We start from the raw sequence: 15,234 nt of genomic DNA on the forward strand, positions 1-15,234 counted from the left end.
GGCGGCCATGTCTGCGCAACTGCATGAATTGATCGCGACTTTCGCCAGCTTTGGCGCAACGTCCGACGGCGGCGTATGCCGCCTGACCGGCAGCGCCGAGGACGCCGCCGCCCGTAATCTGCTCGGCCTCGAGATCGGGCGCCGCAGGCTTCGGCTCCACGTGGATCCGATCGGCAACATGTTCGGGATTGCAGATCTCGCTCCCCATACGCGGGAGACGGTGCTGGTGGGCTCCCATCTCGACAGCCAGCCGACCGGTGGGCGTTTCGACGGTTCCTACGGCGTATTGGCCGGACTTCTCGCGGTGGAGGCAGCGATGTCCCGCGCGGCAGCACGGCAGATCCGGCCGAAATGCAATCTCGCTCTGGTCAACTGGACGAATGAGGAGGGCGCGCGCTTCCAGCCCAGCCTGACGGGAAGCTCCGTATTTGCCGGCAATCTGGCCCTGGATGACGCCCTGGCGCTTGCTGACGGGAACGGCGTCGGTCTCGGACAGGCCCTCGACGCCATCGGCCATCGCGGAGTGAGCCCGCCCGCGATCGATCCGGTCCGCTATGTCGAACTCCACGTCGAGCAGGGCGCCCGCCTGGAGCAGAGCGGCGATGAGATCGGGGCGGTGACGGCCGCCTGGGCGGCGTGCAAGCTCTCGCTCGTCTTCCAAGGCCAGCCTTCCCATACCGGGCCGATGCCGATGGCCTCGCGGCGGGACGCCCTGCGCGCTGCGGCGCGGGCCATAGAGCTGCACTACCGCCTGATCGAAGCGAGTGCGACGGGCGCTCATGCTTCGGCTGCCCGCATCACGAGCTTTCCCAATTCACCCAATGTCACGCCGAGCCGGGTGCAGGTGTGGTTCGAGTTCCGCCATGAGGTCGAGGCGACGGCCGTGCAGCTTGCCGAGAACTTTCTTATCGAGGCACAGGCGGCCGTGCGGCCGCTCGGTGTCTCCATGGAGATCGCGACCGACGAGCGGCGGGGGACGGCGCTGCTCGATCCGGAGGGGGTGGCCTTGACCCTCTCCGTGGCGCGCGATCTCGGTTATTCGGCTATCGAAATGAAGACGGTTGCCGGTCACGATGCCCTGGCGTTGCAGAAGCGCATGCCGGCCTCCCTCATCTTCGTGCCGAGCCGGGACGGGCTCAGCCACAACGCCGCCGAGTTCACCGAAGCGGCGGCCCTGGACAAGGGGCTCGCCGTCCTCACCGAAACGCTGTGGCGCCTCGTCACCCGGTGAGGCGGTTCAAGCGGCGGCCGACTGGCCGTTCTGGTCGCTGTCAAGGAGGTGACATGCGGCGAAGCTGCCCGGGCGATGTTCCCTGAGCCGTGGCGTTTCCGTCCTGCAGCGGCCGAATGCGCTGGGGCAGCGCGAAGCGAAGCTGCAGCCCGAGGGTATGTCGATCGGGCTTGGAGGTTCACCTTCGAGCAGATAGTCCTGCGGGTCGAAAGGCTTTTCCTCGAGCGTCGGGGCAGCCGAGAGCAGCGCCTTGGTGTAGGGATGCTGCGGCTTGAAGAAGAGATCGTGATTGTCGGCGATCTCGACCATTTCGCCCAGATACATCACCGCGATGCGCGTGCAGACCTTCCGCACCATGGCGAGATCGTGCGAGATGAAGACATAGGTGAGATCGTTCTTCTCCTGCAGGCTGGAGAAAAGCTCGATCAGCTTGGCCTGTTCGCGCTGGTCGAGCGCCGAGAGCGTCTCGTCGAGGATCAGGAGCTTGGGCGAAAGAATGAGGGCGCGCGCGATCGAAATGCGCTGGCGCTCGCCGGTCGACAGGGCGTTGGGAAGCTCGTCATAGAGCCGTCCCGCCAGGCCGACCTCTTGCATGGCGGCGAGCACGCGCTCGCGCAGGGCCTTGCTTGAAACGCCGCCGCGTATCCGCAGGCTTTCCTCGATCATGCGGCCGACCGTGGTGCGCGGCGGCAATGCATTGTAGGGATCCTGCAGCAGGAGTTGGAATTCGCCCCGCTTGTCGATGAGCTGGCGCGAGGACAGCGTGCGCAGCGATACGCCGCCGAGCACGATGTCGCCCTTGTCCGGCGCCTCCAGCCACGCAAGGAGGCGGGTCAGTGTTGACTTGCCGCAGCCGGATTCACCGACGATGCCGAAATTCTCACGCGGCAGGATGTCGAAGGTGACGCCGCGCACGGCCTGGATGTTGCGGTAGGTGTTAAAGGTGCCGCGCTTGCGCGCGAGATAGGTGCGATGGGCATCCTTGATGCGCATCAGCGGTTCGTCCGAGGCGTTGCGCCGGGAGACCGGTCGTTCCTGGGTCGACCAGATGCGCGGAACGCTGGCGATGGCGCGGCTGGTATATTCGCTGCGCGGCGAGCGCATCAAATCGTTGAAAGGCTGTTCCTCCACGAGCCTGCCGTCGTGCAGCACGCCCGTGCGGCCACCGAACTGGCCGAGCGTGGCCAGCGAGGACGACAGGTAGATGGTGGCCATCTTGTGCCGCAGGCAGAGATCGTGGAGCAGGGCGACGATCTGGGCCGCGATGGTGACATCGAGGGGCTGGGTGATGTTGTCGGCGATCAGCACGGCAGGCTCGGCGCAGATCGCATCGACGATCATGGCGCGCTGCATCATGCCGCCGGAGAACTTGGACGGATATTCCCAGTAGCGCTCCTTCGGCGAAGGAATGCGGACCTCGCTGAGGAGCTGGATGACGCGATCGTGGCACTCGCTTCGGGTCCACTCGGGGCGAACGCTGCGCAGCTTTTCGGAGATCTGGGTGCCGACGGGCTGGGTGGGATCGAGCGAGCTCTGGGGCTTTGAGCCGATATAGGCGATGTCGCGTCCGATCCTGAAGCTGCCGGCGCCTTTTCCCTTCGTGATGTCCCTGCCTGCAAAGAGCACGGAACCGCTCCGGTACGAGAGGCTCTCCGGCAGCCAGTTGGCCAGGGCGCGGCTCAGGACGGTCTTGCCTGCTCCGCTTTCGCCATAGATGCCGAGGATTTCGGAAGAATGGAGCTCGATGTCGATGTTGTCGAGGACGGTCCCGCCCTGGAGCGTCCCCACGGTGAGGCCGCGCGTTTGCAGGATCAGGGAATTGTCCATCTCATGCGCCTCCGAAGATCTTGTTGCGGGCCTTTTCGAGCGCCGAGCCCATGAGGTTGATGCTGGTGAGGGCCACGGCGAGGAATACGCCGGGGCTGGTGGCGATCCACCAGGCGTTGATGAGATATTTCCGGCTATCCGAGATGATGCTGCCGAAGCTCGGGGTCGGCGGCTGGATGCCGAGCCCCAGGAAGCCGAGGATCGCTTCGAAGATCATCATGCGTGCCACGTCGAGCACAGCGACGAAGGCGATGGGCGGCAGGATGTTGGGTGCGGCGTAGAGCAGAAGGATGCGCCAGTCTCCGGCTCCGAGCACGCGCAGACCCCGGACATATTCCTTGCCTCGCTCGGTCACGGCCGCGCTGCGCGCCACGCGCGCGTAGAGCGGCCATCCCGAGAGGGCGAGGACGATGATGATCGTCGGCACCTCCGGCTTGGTGACGCCGAGGATGGTGATGGCGAGGATGATCATCGGGATCGAGAGCTGGGCATCGGTGATGCGCATGATCACCGTATCCCACCAGCCGCCCTTGAAGCCGGCGAGCAGACCGAGGCCACAGCCAATCAGGAAGACCAGTGCCACCGTGACGATGCCGATCAGGAGGGAATAGCGCAGGCCGATGAGGCAGCGCATCAGCATGTCGCGCCCGAGTTGGTCGGTGCCGAGCGGATGGTCCCAGCTCCATTTGTCGCCGAGGAAGGCGGGCGCCATGAACTTGTCCTTCACCACCATCTTGGTCGCGGTGATGGTGGACAACTCCGGATAGATGGCCGAGGCCAGCAGGAGCACCAGGAAGATGAGAAGGCCGACGCGGAAGCTCGGCATGGCCCAGGCGGCGGCCAGGATGCGCCGGTTGATCGACTGTGTGCGGGTGGGTTCGGGCGTGGCGGTGTCCGTGGTGATCGTGGTCATGCTCAGATCTCCACGCGCGGGTCGACGAGGTAGGCGACGAGGTCGACTAGAATGTTGATGAAGACGAAGACCGCGCTGGTCGTGATGGCGATGCCCTGGATCACGGGAAAGTCGCGGCCGAGCACCGAGACGACGGTCAGGTTGCCCAGGCCCGGATAGTCGAAGATGTATTCGATGACGAGCACGCCGCCGATCAGGGTGGAGAGCTGGATGCCGAGGAGGTTGATCAGCGGCACCGAGGCGTTGCGCAGCGCGTGCGAGTAGACGATGCGCTGCCGCGACAGGCCGCGCACGCGCGCCTCGTCGATGAAGGGCGCCTGCATGACCTCGCCGAGGGAGGTCGTGAGCGTGCGGATGATGAAGGGCGATATCTCCACCGCCAGGACGAAGGCCGGCAGCAGGACGTAGCTGAAGCCCTTGTAGCCGAGCGCCGGCAGCCATTCGAGCTTGACCGAGAGAAACAGGATCAGGACGATGGCGAGCCAGAAGTTGGGTATCGAGACGAACAGGGACTGCACGCCGAAGGCCAGCGAATTCTGCCAGCCGTTCTGGTGAAGCCCGCCTGCCAGTCCGATCGGCATCGAGATGAGAAGCGCGAAGACCAGTGCCATGCCGCCCAGTTGCAGGGTGAGGGGCAGGCGCTCCAGGATCAGATCGGCGACGGGGGCCATCTCGGCCTTGGTCGGGTCGACATATTGACCGCCCGCCGCAACGCCGCCGCTGCGCGGGCGGATGTACGATTGGCCGAGATCGCCGCGGGCGAGGCCGGCCATGTAGCGGGCATATTGCACGATGATGGGATCGCGCAGCCCCATCTTGGTGGCCACCTCCTCCACCACGTTGTCCGGCGCCATGCCGCCCACGATCAGGCGTACGGGATCGCCCGGCACGACGCGCAGGAGCGTGAAGATGATAAGCGAGGTCAGTGCGACGATCAGGACGCCCTGCGCGATCCGCTTTACCAGAAATTCGAGGATCAGCATCGGCTATTCCGTGAGCAATCCGGATGAAGGAGGAGCCGGCCGGGGGAAAACCGGCTCCTCGCTCTCGCGACCGGCACGGCGCCGGGCAAAGCCGCAAGGGCTCGCCTCGGCATTCCGCGCCGGGAATGGAACGTCTGGCGTGATGCGGCGGGATCGGATCGCATCGCGTATCAGACGAGCGTTGCCTTGCTCATGTCCTGCATGCCGTTCGGGTAGATATAAAGTCCGTCGAGTTTCTTGCTGTAGGCGTGGATGAAGACCGACGTGAAGAGGGCGAGGGCCGGCGCCTTGCGGGCAATGGTCGGCAGCGTCTCTTCCTGCAGGATCTTCTTGCGCTCGTCGATCGAGGCGGCGTTGCGCTCCTTGTCGAGCACGGCATCGATCTCGGGATCGACGATGCCGGTGATGCGCTTGGACGAGGAGTGGAAGTGCGTGCGGATGACGAGATCGGGCTCCGGCGAGCCGGTGCACCAGCCGCAGTCGATCATGTTGCCTTCGCCGCCGCCCGGCTTGTCGTAGAGCAGGTTGCCCCAGGCGGCCACTTCCAGCGTCTGCAGGTTCACCTTGAAGCCCTGCTCCTGGAGCATGCCGGTGATCAGCTCGGCATATTCCTTGGTCTTGGGATAGAAGCCGACGGAGCTGTAGTAGGTCAGTTCCGGCAGGCCTTCGCCCTTCGGGAAGCCCGCTTCGGCAAGCAGCGCCTGGGCCTTGTCCGGATCATATTCGGGATAGTCGGCGACTTCGGTGTAGCCGAACTTCACGGGTGAGATGTGGGCCTTGGAGAAGGTGCCCGAGACGCCGAGAATGTCGAGCACCTGCTTGCGGTCGATCGAATGGCAGGCGGCGAGGCGGATGCGCGGATCGTCGAAAGGCTTCTTCGAGCAGCGGAAGAACAGGTACTTGTTCTCCACCGACACGGCCTTGTGGATGCTGAACCGATCGTCCTTCGAAATCGTGTCGACCTGCTCCTGCTCCAGGCGCTCGATGATGTCGGCCTCGCCGTTGAGGAGCGAAAGGGTCCGCGTGGTGGTGTCGCCGACGAAATGATACTCGACGCCCGGGAGCTTCGGCGCGCCGAGGAAGAACTCGGTGTTGGCGGCGAGGATGGTGGTGTCGCCCTTCTGGTCCACATATTTGAAGGGACCGGTCCCGTTCATGCGGGCCGAAAGCTGCGCCTTGTTGGCGACGTCCTTGGCCGCCATGATTGGAAGGAAGGACGACAGATAGTAGTAGAGGCTGGCCGGGTAGCCGAATTCCTTGGTGTTGATGTGGCAGGTATGGTCGTCGATGATGTCGACGGTAACCTTGCCGGGATACCATTGCGCGGGGCGATCGGGCTGCGAGCCGTATTCATAGGTCGCTTTGACGTCCGCCGAGGTGAACGGGGTGCCGTCATGGAACTTGACGCCCTGCCGCAGCTTCACCTCGAGGGTGTAGGTATCGAGCGGCTTGAGGGATTCGGCGAGCTCGAACACCAGTTCGCCTGGATTGTCCGGCTTCATCGGTGCACGGGTCAGGTAGCCGAACACGAAGCCTTCGACTATGAGCTGGCCGAGATTGGTGTGCGTGGTCGGATCCCAATTGCCGGTCAGGGCCTCCGCGCCGAGAAAGCGCAGGGTCTTTCCTTCCGCGGCGAAGGCGGAGCTCATGAGGAAATCGGGGTTCACCCGGCCAAAGCCGAATGCTCCGGCTCCGGCCAGTGCGCCCAGCATGAGATCTCTACGGTTGATCATCTGTCGTTCCTTTGAATGGGTGCGCCGAAGATTGTCTGGGCTCGCCATTCGGATACCGTCCTGGGTGCCGAGCCATCCCACGTTCTTGTCGGTGGGTGGCAAAACTCTAGACCAGATGCGCCGTGATCCTGATGCCTGCTGCTCCACGATTCCATTGCTGACGCTTCTCGCGCCATGCCGCCGGATTGGGCATCGCCATCCCCCATGGCGGTGGTCGGAACAGAAATTCCGGAGCCAAGGAAATGGCCCGCGCCGTGCCTCGGCCCCTATGATTGCACGAGCAGGACGGCAACAGGCGGGGCGGGCATCGGATGCTGCGGTACAATGGGATCATTTCGGACCTGGACGGAGTCGTCTATCGCGGGGACAAGGGTATTCCCGAGGCTATCGAGGCGTTTCGCCGCTGGCATGCGCGCGGAATCCCCTACGCGTTCGTGACCAACAATGCGACGAAGTCGGCAGCCGATTTCGCGGCCAAGCTCAACCGGCTCGGGGTCGCCGTCGAGCCTGCCCAGGTCTTCAGCTCGATCTCGGCGACGGCAAGCCTGATGCAGCGGCTGTACCCGGCCGGCACCCGCGTGTTTGCGATCGGCGAGGCGCCGCTCTTCGAGGCCCTGGCGGACGGTTCCTTCCAGCTCGCGGGAGAGGACGCCGAGGTGGTCGTGCTCGGTTTCGACTACGACCTCACCTATGCCAAGCTCCGCAAGGCCGTGCGCGCGGCGCTGGGCGGGGCGCGCGTCATCGTCACCAATCCAGACATTCTCACCCCGGCCGACGAGGGCTACGAACCGTGCGTCGGCGCCGTCGCCGCCTTCGTCAAGGCTGCCGTGCCTGCGCTCGAACCGATCGTCGTCGGCAAGCCCGAGCCGCTCATGGTCGAGGAAGCCCTGACCTATATCGGCACCTCGCCAGCGGAAACGATCATGATAGGAGACCAGATCGCGACGGATATCATCGCTGGCCAGAGGGCGGGACTGCGCTCGGTGCTGGTGACCACGGGTGTACCAGCTGACAGCAAGGCTGCGATCAAGCCCGACCTCGTCGTTCCCGATCTCCTCGCCCTGTAGAAGGCGGGGGCGAGCGTCATGCCGGCAGGTTGGGGGGCGATCCGAAGGTGAAACGCGACGGAGCAAAATGTGCTCAGACGGTATCGTTTCTCCAGATCAAAGTGCAGGTAACAAGAGCATTCTGCGATGCTGGGTGACCCGCACCGAAAGGAAACCACGCTAGCGTTTCTTGAACGCCTCCGCCAGCGCGGTGCCGAAAGCCCCCTGGCCGGAGGGCTTGTCGGGCTGGCCGCGCCCGGATCGAGCCGTGTTCTGCCTGGCGCCGTCGTCGCGCCTGGGCGGCTTCGGTGAGACTGGGGCCGCATCGCGGCGCATCGACAAGGCGATGCGCTTGCGCTGGATGTCGATTTCGACCACGCGCACCTTCACCACATCTCCCGCCTTCACGATCTCATGGGCGTCCTTCACGAACCGGTCCGCCAGTTGTGAGACATGCACGAGGCCGTCCTGGTGCACGCCGATGTCGACGAAGGCACCGAATGCGGCGACATTGGTGACGGTACCCTCCAGCAGCATGCCGGGCTTCAGGTCCTTGATGTCGTCGACCCCCTCGGCGAATGTCGCAGTCCTGAATTCGGGGCGAGGATCGCGGCCGGGCTTTTCGAGTTCCGCGATGATGTCGCGCACGGTGGGCAGGCCGAAGCGCTCGTCGACGAAGAAACGCGGATCGAGAGCCCTGAGGGCGGCGCTGTCCCCCATGAGCGATCGCACATCGCGCCCGCAGGCGGCGACGATCTTCTTGGCCACGCCATAGGCTTCCGGATGCACGGCGGAGGCATCCAGGGGCTCGCCGCCTCCGGGAATGCGCAGGAAGCCGGCGCATTGCTCGAAGGCGCGCGGGCCGAGCCGGCTCACCTTCAGCAGGTCCTTCCGGCTCGAGAACGGCCCACTGGCGTTGCGATGGGCCACGATGCCTTCCGCGAGAGAGGGACCCAGGCCTGAAACGCGGGCAAGGAGCGAGGCGGATGCCGTGTTGAGGTCGACGCCGACCGCATTGACCGCATCCTCCACGACGGCATCCAGCGACCTCGCGAGCCGGTATTGGTCGACGTCGTGCTGGTACTGCCCCACGCCGATGGATTTCGGCTCGATCTTGACCAGTTCCGCCAGCGGATCCTGGAGCCTCCGCGCGATCGAAACGGCACCGCGCAACGAGACATCGAGATCCGGAAACTCGGCCGCCGCCGCCTCCGAGGCGGAGTAGACCGAGGCGCCCGCCTCGCTCACGATCACCTTGAGCGGCTTCGGGGCGGGCATGGCAGCGAGCATTTCCGTCACCAGTTTCTCCGTCTCGCGGCTCCCGGTGCCGTTGCCGATGGCGATCAGTTCGATGCCGTGCTTGCGGACGAGGCCGGCGAGCTCGGCCTGGGCGCCGCGCACGTCGTTCTTCGGCGGGAAGGGGTAGACGGTGGTCGTCGCCACAAGCTTCCCCGTACCATCCACGACGGCGACCTTGACCCCTGTCCGAATTCCGGGGTCGAGCCCCATCGTGGCGCGGGAGCCGGCCGGAGCAGCAAGGAGAAGATCCTTGAGGTTGCGCGCGAAAACATGGATCGCCTCTTCCTCGGCCCGCCCGCGCAGATCACCCATCAGGTCGAGATAGAGGTGCAGGGAAAGCTTGACCCGCCAGGTCCAGGCGACGACTTCCATCAGCCAGCGGTCGCCCGGCAGGGCGTTCCCGATGGCCCGGGCCTGTGCGATCATGCGTTCCGCCGGCTTCACCGGCGAGGTGTCGTCGGCATCCACCTCGATGTCCAGGGACAAGACGTCCTCGTTGCGGCCGCGCAGCATGGCCAGCGCCCTGTGGCTCGGTACGCCGGACCACTTCTCGACATGGTCGAAATAATCGGAGAATTTGGCGCCGACCTCCTGTTTGCCGTCGACGACGCGCGAACGCAGGAACGACCGCTCCTTCATATGCGCCCTCAGCCGGCCGACGAGATCGGCGTCCTCGGCTAATTGCTCGGCCAGGATGTCGCGCGCACCTTCGAGCGCAGCCCTGGCGTCAGGTACCTCATCGTTGAGATAGGCTGCGGCGAGGTCGGCCGGCACGGCCGTCCTGTCGGCCAGGATCGCCTCCGCGAGGGCGCCGAGCCCTCGCTCGCGCGCGATCTCGGCCTTGGTCCGGCGCTTGGGCTTGTAGGGAAGATAGATGTCCTCCAGTTCCGTCTTGGTGGAAGAGGCGAGGATCTTGGCTTCGAGCTCGTCCGTGAGCTTGCCCTGTTCGCGAATGGAGGAAAGGATCGTCTCTCGCCGGGCGTCGAGCTCGCGGAGATAGGTGAGCCGTTCCGCCAGCAGACGCAGCTGCGTATCGTCGAGGCCGCCGGTGGCCTCCTTGCGGTAGCGTGCCACGAAGGGAACCGTCGCGCCTTCGTCGAGCAGCGCGATGGCAGCCGCCACCTGCTGGGGCCTGGCATTGACGTCAGATGCGATGATCGAGGCTATGCGTCCGATTTCCCTGGTGCCGGTCATGCGTTCCTCGTTCGTGATGGCGGGCCGGGCACCTTATTGAAGAGCTAGCCGGATCGCCACGATTCCGGCTGGGCAGCCATGTTTCTCCACAGCATGTCACCGTTTCGGTTTTGAATTGAAATTTCCTTGCTTGTTATAAAGAAAGAAAGTTACTTTCACAAAAGTCCTCACGGAAGAGGCTGACTGAGAATCGCCGGGAGACAAGGGTGCAAGCCGCGCAAGCTGAAATCACGAGACGCATCAATGCTCTGCGCGGGGGACTCAATCCGACCCTGCAGCGCGTCGCGGACTTCGTCCTCGGCAGGACGCTGGATGCCAAGGCCATGAGCATCCGGGAACTGGCGGGGGAAGCCGGCGTCTCCCAGGCATCCGTGAGCCGTTTCGTTCGTCTCGTGGGGGCGGAGTCCTACCAGGATTTTCGCATCATGCTGGCCGAGGGGCTGACGCGGCGTGCCGCTGGCGCGCGCTCGGGCGAACACGAGGTCTATGAGGGAATCGCCCCCGGCGACGATGCCGCGGCCATCATCGCCAAGGTCTCCCGTCGACAGACCGAGATCATCGCCGGCGCGGCCTTGACGCTCGATCCGGGGGAACTCCAGAAGGCAGCCGATCTGGTCTCCGCGCACCATACGCTGATCTTCTTTGCGGTCGGCTCGTCCCTGCTCGCGGCCGAGAACGGCGTGATGCGCTTCCTGCGGATCGGCAAGGCCTGCATCTTCAATCGCGACGCCAACATCCAGATGTTCTCGGTGGCCGGTCTCGCAGGGCGCGCCGTCGCCATCGGCATCAGCGACAGCGGTCGTACCAGAAGCACCGTCGAGGCCCTGCGCGAAGCCAGGGCGCTGGGCATGCCGACCATCGCCGTCACCTCCGCGGCCGGTTCGCCGCTGACCCGGCACGCCGATGCGGTGCTGAACCTGCCGGGCGCCGCTCCGGAGCCGACGGGTGGAGAAGGCATGTATGAGTCGATGGTGTCCAAGATGGCGCAGTTGACGGCCATGGACGCGCTCTATGCCCTCGTGGCCGTGCAGGATCACGACAAGGCCCTCGAACGCCTCGATTACACCGATGCCGTCATTGCCCGAAGCCGACTGAAATGAGACAGACATCCATGGACTTCACCACCCGGCCTTCGACGGATCGGTCCACAGTGACGCCGGCCGTCAATCGCACCTGGCCCTTTGCGGGCGGCGGCATACGTGATGTCGGCATAGAGGGCCGCTACGTGGAGGAGCCCCAGGGTCCCGCCCGCGCCGACGAGGTGATTGCGCGCATCGATGCCGTCTGCATCTGTTCGTCGGATCTCAAGATCATCCGCATGGGCAAGGCCCATCCGCTTTTCGCCGACCGCGACCTCGCCGACAGCCCGGCGGTGCTCGGGCATGAGATGGCCCTGACGGTCTGCGACGTCGGCGAGCGCTGGCGCGACCGCTTCCGCGCCGGCGACCGGCTCGGTCTGCAGCCGGCCATCATGGTGGAGGGCAGGCGGCGCACCGTCGGGATGGACCTGCCGGGTGCCTTTGCCGAGTTCATCCGCCTGGACGGGCGGGTGCTGGCAGGCGAGGGGCCTTATGTCTTCCCCGTCCCGGCCGATGTCAGCGCTGCGACGATCGCGATGCTCGAGCCCTATGCCTGCGTGGAGGCGGCCTACCGGCGAAACTGCCGGACCAGTCTCAAGCAGGGTGGCCGGTTGCTTGTAGTGGAGATGAGCCACGGCACGATTTTCGACATCGAGGCTCCTGCCGCGGACGTGACGCTCGTCAACCCCGGTGATGCCGTCATGAACTGGACGAGCAAAGCGGAAAGGATGGCCGTCTTCCCGACATTGGAGGCCTTCGCCGCTTCCGGTACGAGCGAGGTGCCATATGACGACATCCTCGTGCTCGGGCCAGCGGATGCCGTCTGCACCGAGCAACTGGCACAGCGCCTTGCAAAGGGCGGGCTGATGGTCATGGTGGGCAGCGGCCTTGGTCGCGAGGAGCTCGTGCTCGATGCCGCCCGTATCCACTACCATGAGCTGTCTTTCCTGGGAGCACCCGGGCCGTCCCTGGCCACGGCCTTCGCCTCCGAGCGCAGCCGTTTCGAGCTGCGGGCGGGCGGTACAGCACTGATACTCGGCGCGGGCGGCGCGATGGGGCGGATCCATACCCACCGTGCTCTCGAGCTGAGGAACGGTCCGGCTACCATCATCGCAACCTCGCGCAAGGGCGAGCGCCTGAGAGCGCTCGAGGCCGACTTTGCTCCGCTGGCTAGCCAGCATGGAAAGAGACTCGTCGTCATCGAGGACGGGGAAGCGGAGGCTTGCGTCGCCGAACTTGCGCCCGACGGTTGCGACGATGTGGTCGTCGTCGCGCCGGAAATTACCCTGATCGAACGCGGTGCCCGGATCATGAAGGCCGATGGCATGCTGGTGCTTTTCGCCGGAATGCCCTTCGGCCAGCCTTGTCGCCTGCCGCTCGGGCTCGTTTCGAGCGGCAATGCCCGCATCACCGGGTCCACGGGGTCGAACGTCGCCGATCAGCTGGCGGTTCTCGCACGTGTGGTCGAAGGTTCGCTGGAACTCTCCGGCAATCTGGAGGTGGTTGCCGGGCTCGGTGCCCTGCCTGACGCCCTGGAAGCCGTCAATGCAGGCAGGGTATCGGGCAAGATCGCGATCTATCCCTCCCTGCTCGACCTCCCGCTGACTTCCGTCGATGCCTTGCGCGCGCCTGGTCAGGCGGTGCGCTGGTCGCTGGCAGACGAGCGGCGTCTGTTGGACGCGGGCGAGGCGGAGAAGCCGCGGGGCTGAGCCGGCGCACAGCTCCATATTTCTCGGCGTCTGCGCGAGGCGACGGGACGCGACGGCAGGGCGGGATCAACCCGCCCGCTTCAATCCGGGGAGGAACGCGATGGCAAGGGTCGTCATAGGCATCGACATCGGTACGACGGGCACCAAGACCGGCATCTATGACGAGAACGGCAGGCTGCTGGGCTCGGCCTTCGAAGAATCCGTCCTGGTATATCCTCGGCCCGGATGGGTGGAGCAGAAGCCCGACGATATCGAGGGCTCCGTGCATCGCACCATTCGCGCCGCCCTCGCCGCAGGGAATGTCCGGCCTGCGGACGTGGTGGCGATCGCCCTGGATGGCCAGATGGGAGGCGTGTGCACGGTCGATGCCGACTGGAACGCGCCAACGCATTACGATTCATGGCTCGACAATCGCTGTGCCGCCTACCTGCCTCGCCTGAAGGAGCGCGGCATGGAGATCCTGCAGGCCTCCGGCTGCACGCCATCCTATAATCATGGGCCCAAGATCCTCTACTGGAAGCATGAGTTCCCCGAAGTCTGGTCCCGTATCCGCGCCTTCGTGCAGCCGGCGGCCTATGTCGCGGGTCGGCTGGCCGGCCTCAGGGGCGGGGACGCGTTCATCGACCGCACCTATCTGAACTTCACCACCTTCGCCGATACGGCCGCGTGTCGCTGGAACGAGGACCTGCTGGCCGATTTCGACCTTGATACGGCCAGGCTGCCCCGCATCGTGGAGCCTTGGGAAGTCATCGGCACACTGACGCACGCTGCCGCGCAGGCGACCGGCCTCATGCAGGGGACGCCGATCGCCGCCGGATGCGGTGACCAGGCCGCCAATGTGCTTGGCGGCGGCATTGTCGAGCCCGGGATGATCTACGATGCAGCCGGCACGGCCTCGGTCTTCTCAATCGTGCTGGACAGGTTCGCCACCGACACCAGCTATCAGGCTCTGATGACCTGCCCCCATGTCGTGCCCGGCCTGTACTACGCCATGGCCTATGTGGCGGGCGGCGGCCTCAACCTGCGCTGGTTCCGCGATGCGATCTGCGATGCCGAGAAGCCGCAGTGGGAAATGGATGGGCGCAATCCCTACGATGAGCTCGGCCGCCTGGCCCAGACCGTCCCCCCCGGTGCGGACAAGCTGGTCTTCCTGCCGCATCTCGGCGGCCGCAACACGCCCAACAATACCGATATGCGTGGTGCCTTCATCGGCCTCACGTGGCGCCATGGCAAGGCGCACATGGTCCGCGCCATCATGGAAAGCATCGGCTACGAATACCTGCTCTATCTGCGATCGGTGAAGGAGCTGGCGCCCGGCCTCGTGCCGACCCATGTCACAGGCATCGGCGGCGGTGCCCGCAGCCAGCCGTTCCGCCAGATCAAGGCCGATATACTGGGCCTGGCCTATGGCCGTCTCGATCGCGAGGAATTCGGGACCCTCGGCAGCGCGATCGTGGCCGGCAAGGCCGTCGGCCTGTTCGACGACGTCGCCGACACCGCCCGCCGCTTCGTGCGGACGGAGGGCGAGCCTACCCAGCCCGATAGGGAGAGGACCGAGCTTTATCGCGGCTATGCGAATTTCTATGTGGACATGCTCGACGATTCCGCCGGCTTCTTCCGCAAGCTCGCCGCGATCTGAGGTCGCAATCCCGGGGCAGCGGGGATGCCGGCTCTTCCGTCCCAGCGACGTCTCGCATCGCGAAATGATCGTTCCCGTTTGAGCTTCGTCAAAGCAGCTTCCCTGCGCCGGGTCGATATTGCGCCTGTCTCTTGCAGAAACGGAGATTGCGCGCATGAACACATCCGGAACCGAACTGAGGCAGTGCCTGGGCGATGTCGCCGACATCATCCAGCAGGACAGCGAACCGGCGGTCGCCGAGATGATGCGCTTCGCCTCGGAACAGGTGGACGCGAATTTCGAGCTGTTCCGGCGGCTGGCCACTGCCAGGACCCCTTGGGAATATGCCCTCATCCAGGCATTCTTCATCAACTCCAGCCTGACGAAGCTGACGGAGGCTACCGAAATCGCGATGGACTGCTGGGTCGACGCATTCCGCCAATGCGGCGACACCCTCTCGGGAGAGGTGACGCCGTCGAAAGGGGACGCTACACAGGATGAAGCGCTGCCGTCGGCCGCACGCCGCCCTGCCGCCGGGACACGGAACTAGCGCATGCTGCCTTGGTGCGAAATCACCAGGAATCGCAAAATACGTGTGATTT

General features: G+C 65.1%; 11 protein-coding genes. 6 read left to right on the forward strand and 5 right to left on the reverse strand.

What is annotated here, in order from left to right:
• Positions 1-7 precede the first annotated feature (7 nt).
• Positions 8-1,231, forward strand: a complete 1,224-nt coding sequence (locus tag AC6H34_RS17150; protein WP_497539530.1) for a Zn-dependent hydrolase — start codon at positions 8-10, stop codon at positions 1,229-1,231.
• A gap of 6 nt (positions 1,232-1,237) precedes the next feature.
• Here AC6H34_RS17150 and AC6H34_RS17155 read toward each other — a convergent pair whose 3' ends face one another.
• From AC6H34_RS17155 to AC6H34_RS17170, 4 genes are all read right to left on the reverse strand, one after another.
• A complete protein-coding gene (locus AC6H34_RS17155) occupies positions 1,238-3,058 on the reverse strand; it encodes an ABC transporter ATP-binding protein (RefSeq protein ID WP_448148705.1) in 1,821 nt (606 codons plus the stop codon).
• 1 nt (position 3,059) lies between these two features.
• Positions 3,060-3,971 (reverse strand): ABC transporter permease, encoded by a 912-nt coding sequence (locus tag AC6H34_RS17160; RefSeq protein WP_448148704.1) that lies wholly within the window; start codon positions 3,969-3,971, stop codon positions 3,060-3,062.
• A gap of 2 nt (positions 3,972-3,973) precedes the next feature.
• Positions 3,974-4,954, reverse strand: a complete 981-nt coding sequence (locus AC6H34_RS17165; protein ID WP_448148703.1) for an ABC transporter permease — start codon at positions 4,952-4,954, stop codon at positions 3,974-3,976.
• Positions 4,955-5,124: 170 nt separating this feature from the next.
• Positions 5,125-6,687: an ABC transporter substrate-binding protein gene (locus AC6H34_RS17170; RefSeq protein ID WP_448148702.1), complete on the reverse strand. Its 1,563-nt coding sequence runs from the start codon at positions 6,685-6,687 to the stop codon at positions 5,125-5,127.
• Between the two features lie 311 nt (positions 6,688-6,998).
• On the opposite strand from AC6H34_RS17170, the gene AC6H34_RS17175 reads away from it, so the two are divergent.
• Entirely contained in the window at positions 6,999-7,754 is a 756-nt protein-coding gene (locus AC6H34_RS17175) for an HAD-IIA family hydrolase (protein ID WP_448148701.1), read from the forward strand.
• A gap of 159 nt (positions 7,755-7,913) precedes the next feature.
• Here AC6H34_RS17175 and AC6H34_RS17180 read toward each other — a convergent pair whose 3' ends face one another.
• The gene (locus AC6H34_RS17180; protein WP_497539531.1) at positions 7,914-10,226 is read right to left on the reverse strand and encodes a Tex family protein; all 2,313 of its coding nucleotides are present in this window, start codon (positions 10,224-10,226) and stop codon (positions 7,914-7,916) included.
• A gap of 206 nt (positions 10,227-10,432) precedes the next feature.
• Between AC6H34_RS17180 and AC6H34_RS17185 the strand changes: the two genes are divergently transcribed.
• The 4 genes from AC6H34_RS17185 to AC6H34_RS17200 all read left to right on the forward strand — a co-directional run bounded on the left by AC6H34_RS17185 (position 10,433) and on the right by AC6H34_RS17200 (position 15,182).
• Complete coding sequence (locus AC6H34_RS17185) at positions 10,433-11,326, forward strand: MurR/RpiR family transcriptional regulator (RefSeq protein WP_448148699.1); 894 nt, start codon at positions 10,433-10,435, stop codon at positions 11,324-11,326.
• Complete coding sequence (locus AC6H34_RS17190; protein ID WP_497539532.1) at positions 11,323-13,014, forward strand: alcohol dehydrogenase catalytic domain-containing protein; 1,692 nt, start codon at positions 11,323-11,325, stop codon at positions 13,012-13,014. Before AC6H34_RS17185 ends, AC6H34_RS17190 begins: the two co-directional genes overlap by 4 nt.
• Before the next feature lie 100 nt (positions 13,015-13,114).
• A complete protein-coding gene (locus AC6H34_RS17195; protein ID WP_497539533.1) occupies positions 13,115-14,653 on the forward strand; it encodes an FGGY-family carbohydrate kinase in 1,539 nt (512 codons plus the stop codon).
• A 154-nt stretch (positions 14,654-14,807) separates the two neighbouring features.
• Positions 14,808-15,182 carry a phasin family protein gene (locus AC6H34_RS17200; RefSeq protein WP_448148696.1) on the forward strand — a complete coding sequence of 125 codons (375 nt, stop codon included), beginning with the start codon at positions 14,808-14,810 and terminating at the stop codon, positions 15,180-15,182.
• Positions 15,183-15,234: the final 52 nt, after the last annotated feature.

Source organism: Labrys sp. ALF-8, assembly GCF_059699065.1.

Coding starts and splice junctions, on each gene's coding strand:
- AC6H34_RS17160 (WP_448148704.1), bottom strand. CDS start 3,971: ATGACCACGATCACCACGGACACCGCCACGCCCGAACCCACCCGCACA.
- AC6H34_RS17200 (WP_448148696.1), top strand. CDS start 14,808: ATGAACACATCCGGAACCGAACTGAGGCAGTGCCTGGGCGATGTCGCC.
- AC6H34_RS17165 (WP_448148703.1), bottom strand. CDS start 4,954: ATGCTGATCCTCGAATTTCTGGTAAAGCGGATCGCGCAGGGCGTCCTG.
- AC6H34_RS17190 (WP_497539532.1), top strand. CDS start 11,323: ATGAGACAGACATCCATGGACTTCACCACCCGGCCTTCGACGGATCGG.
- AC6H34_RS17150 (WP_497539530.1), top strand. CDS start 8: ATGTCTGCGCAACTGCATGAATTGATCGCGACTTTCGCCAGCTTTGGC.
- AC6H34_RS17175 (WP_448148701.1), top strand. CDS start 6,999: ATGCTGCGGTACAATGGGATCATTTCGGACCTGGACGGAGTCGTCTAT.
- AC6H34_RS17155 (WP_448148705.1), bottom strand. CDS start 3,058: ATGGACAATTCCCTGATCCTGCAAACGCGCGGCCTCACCGTGGGGACG.
- AC6H34_RS17170 (WP_448148702.1), bottom strand. CDS start 6,687: ATGATCAACCGTAGAGATCTCATGCTGGGCGCACTGGCCGGAGCCGGA.
- AC6H34_RS17195 (WP_497539533.1), top strand. CDS start 13,115: ATGGCAAGGGTCGTCATAGGCATCGACATCGGTACGACGGGCACCAAG.
- AC6H34_RS17180 (WP_497539531.1), bottom strand. CDS start 10,226: ATGACCGGCACCAGGGAAATCGGACGCATAGCCTCGATCATCGCATCT.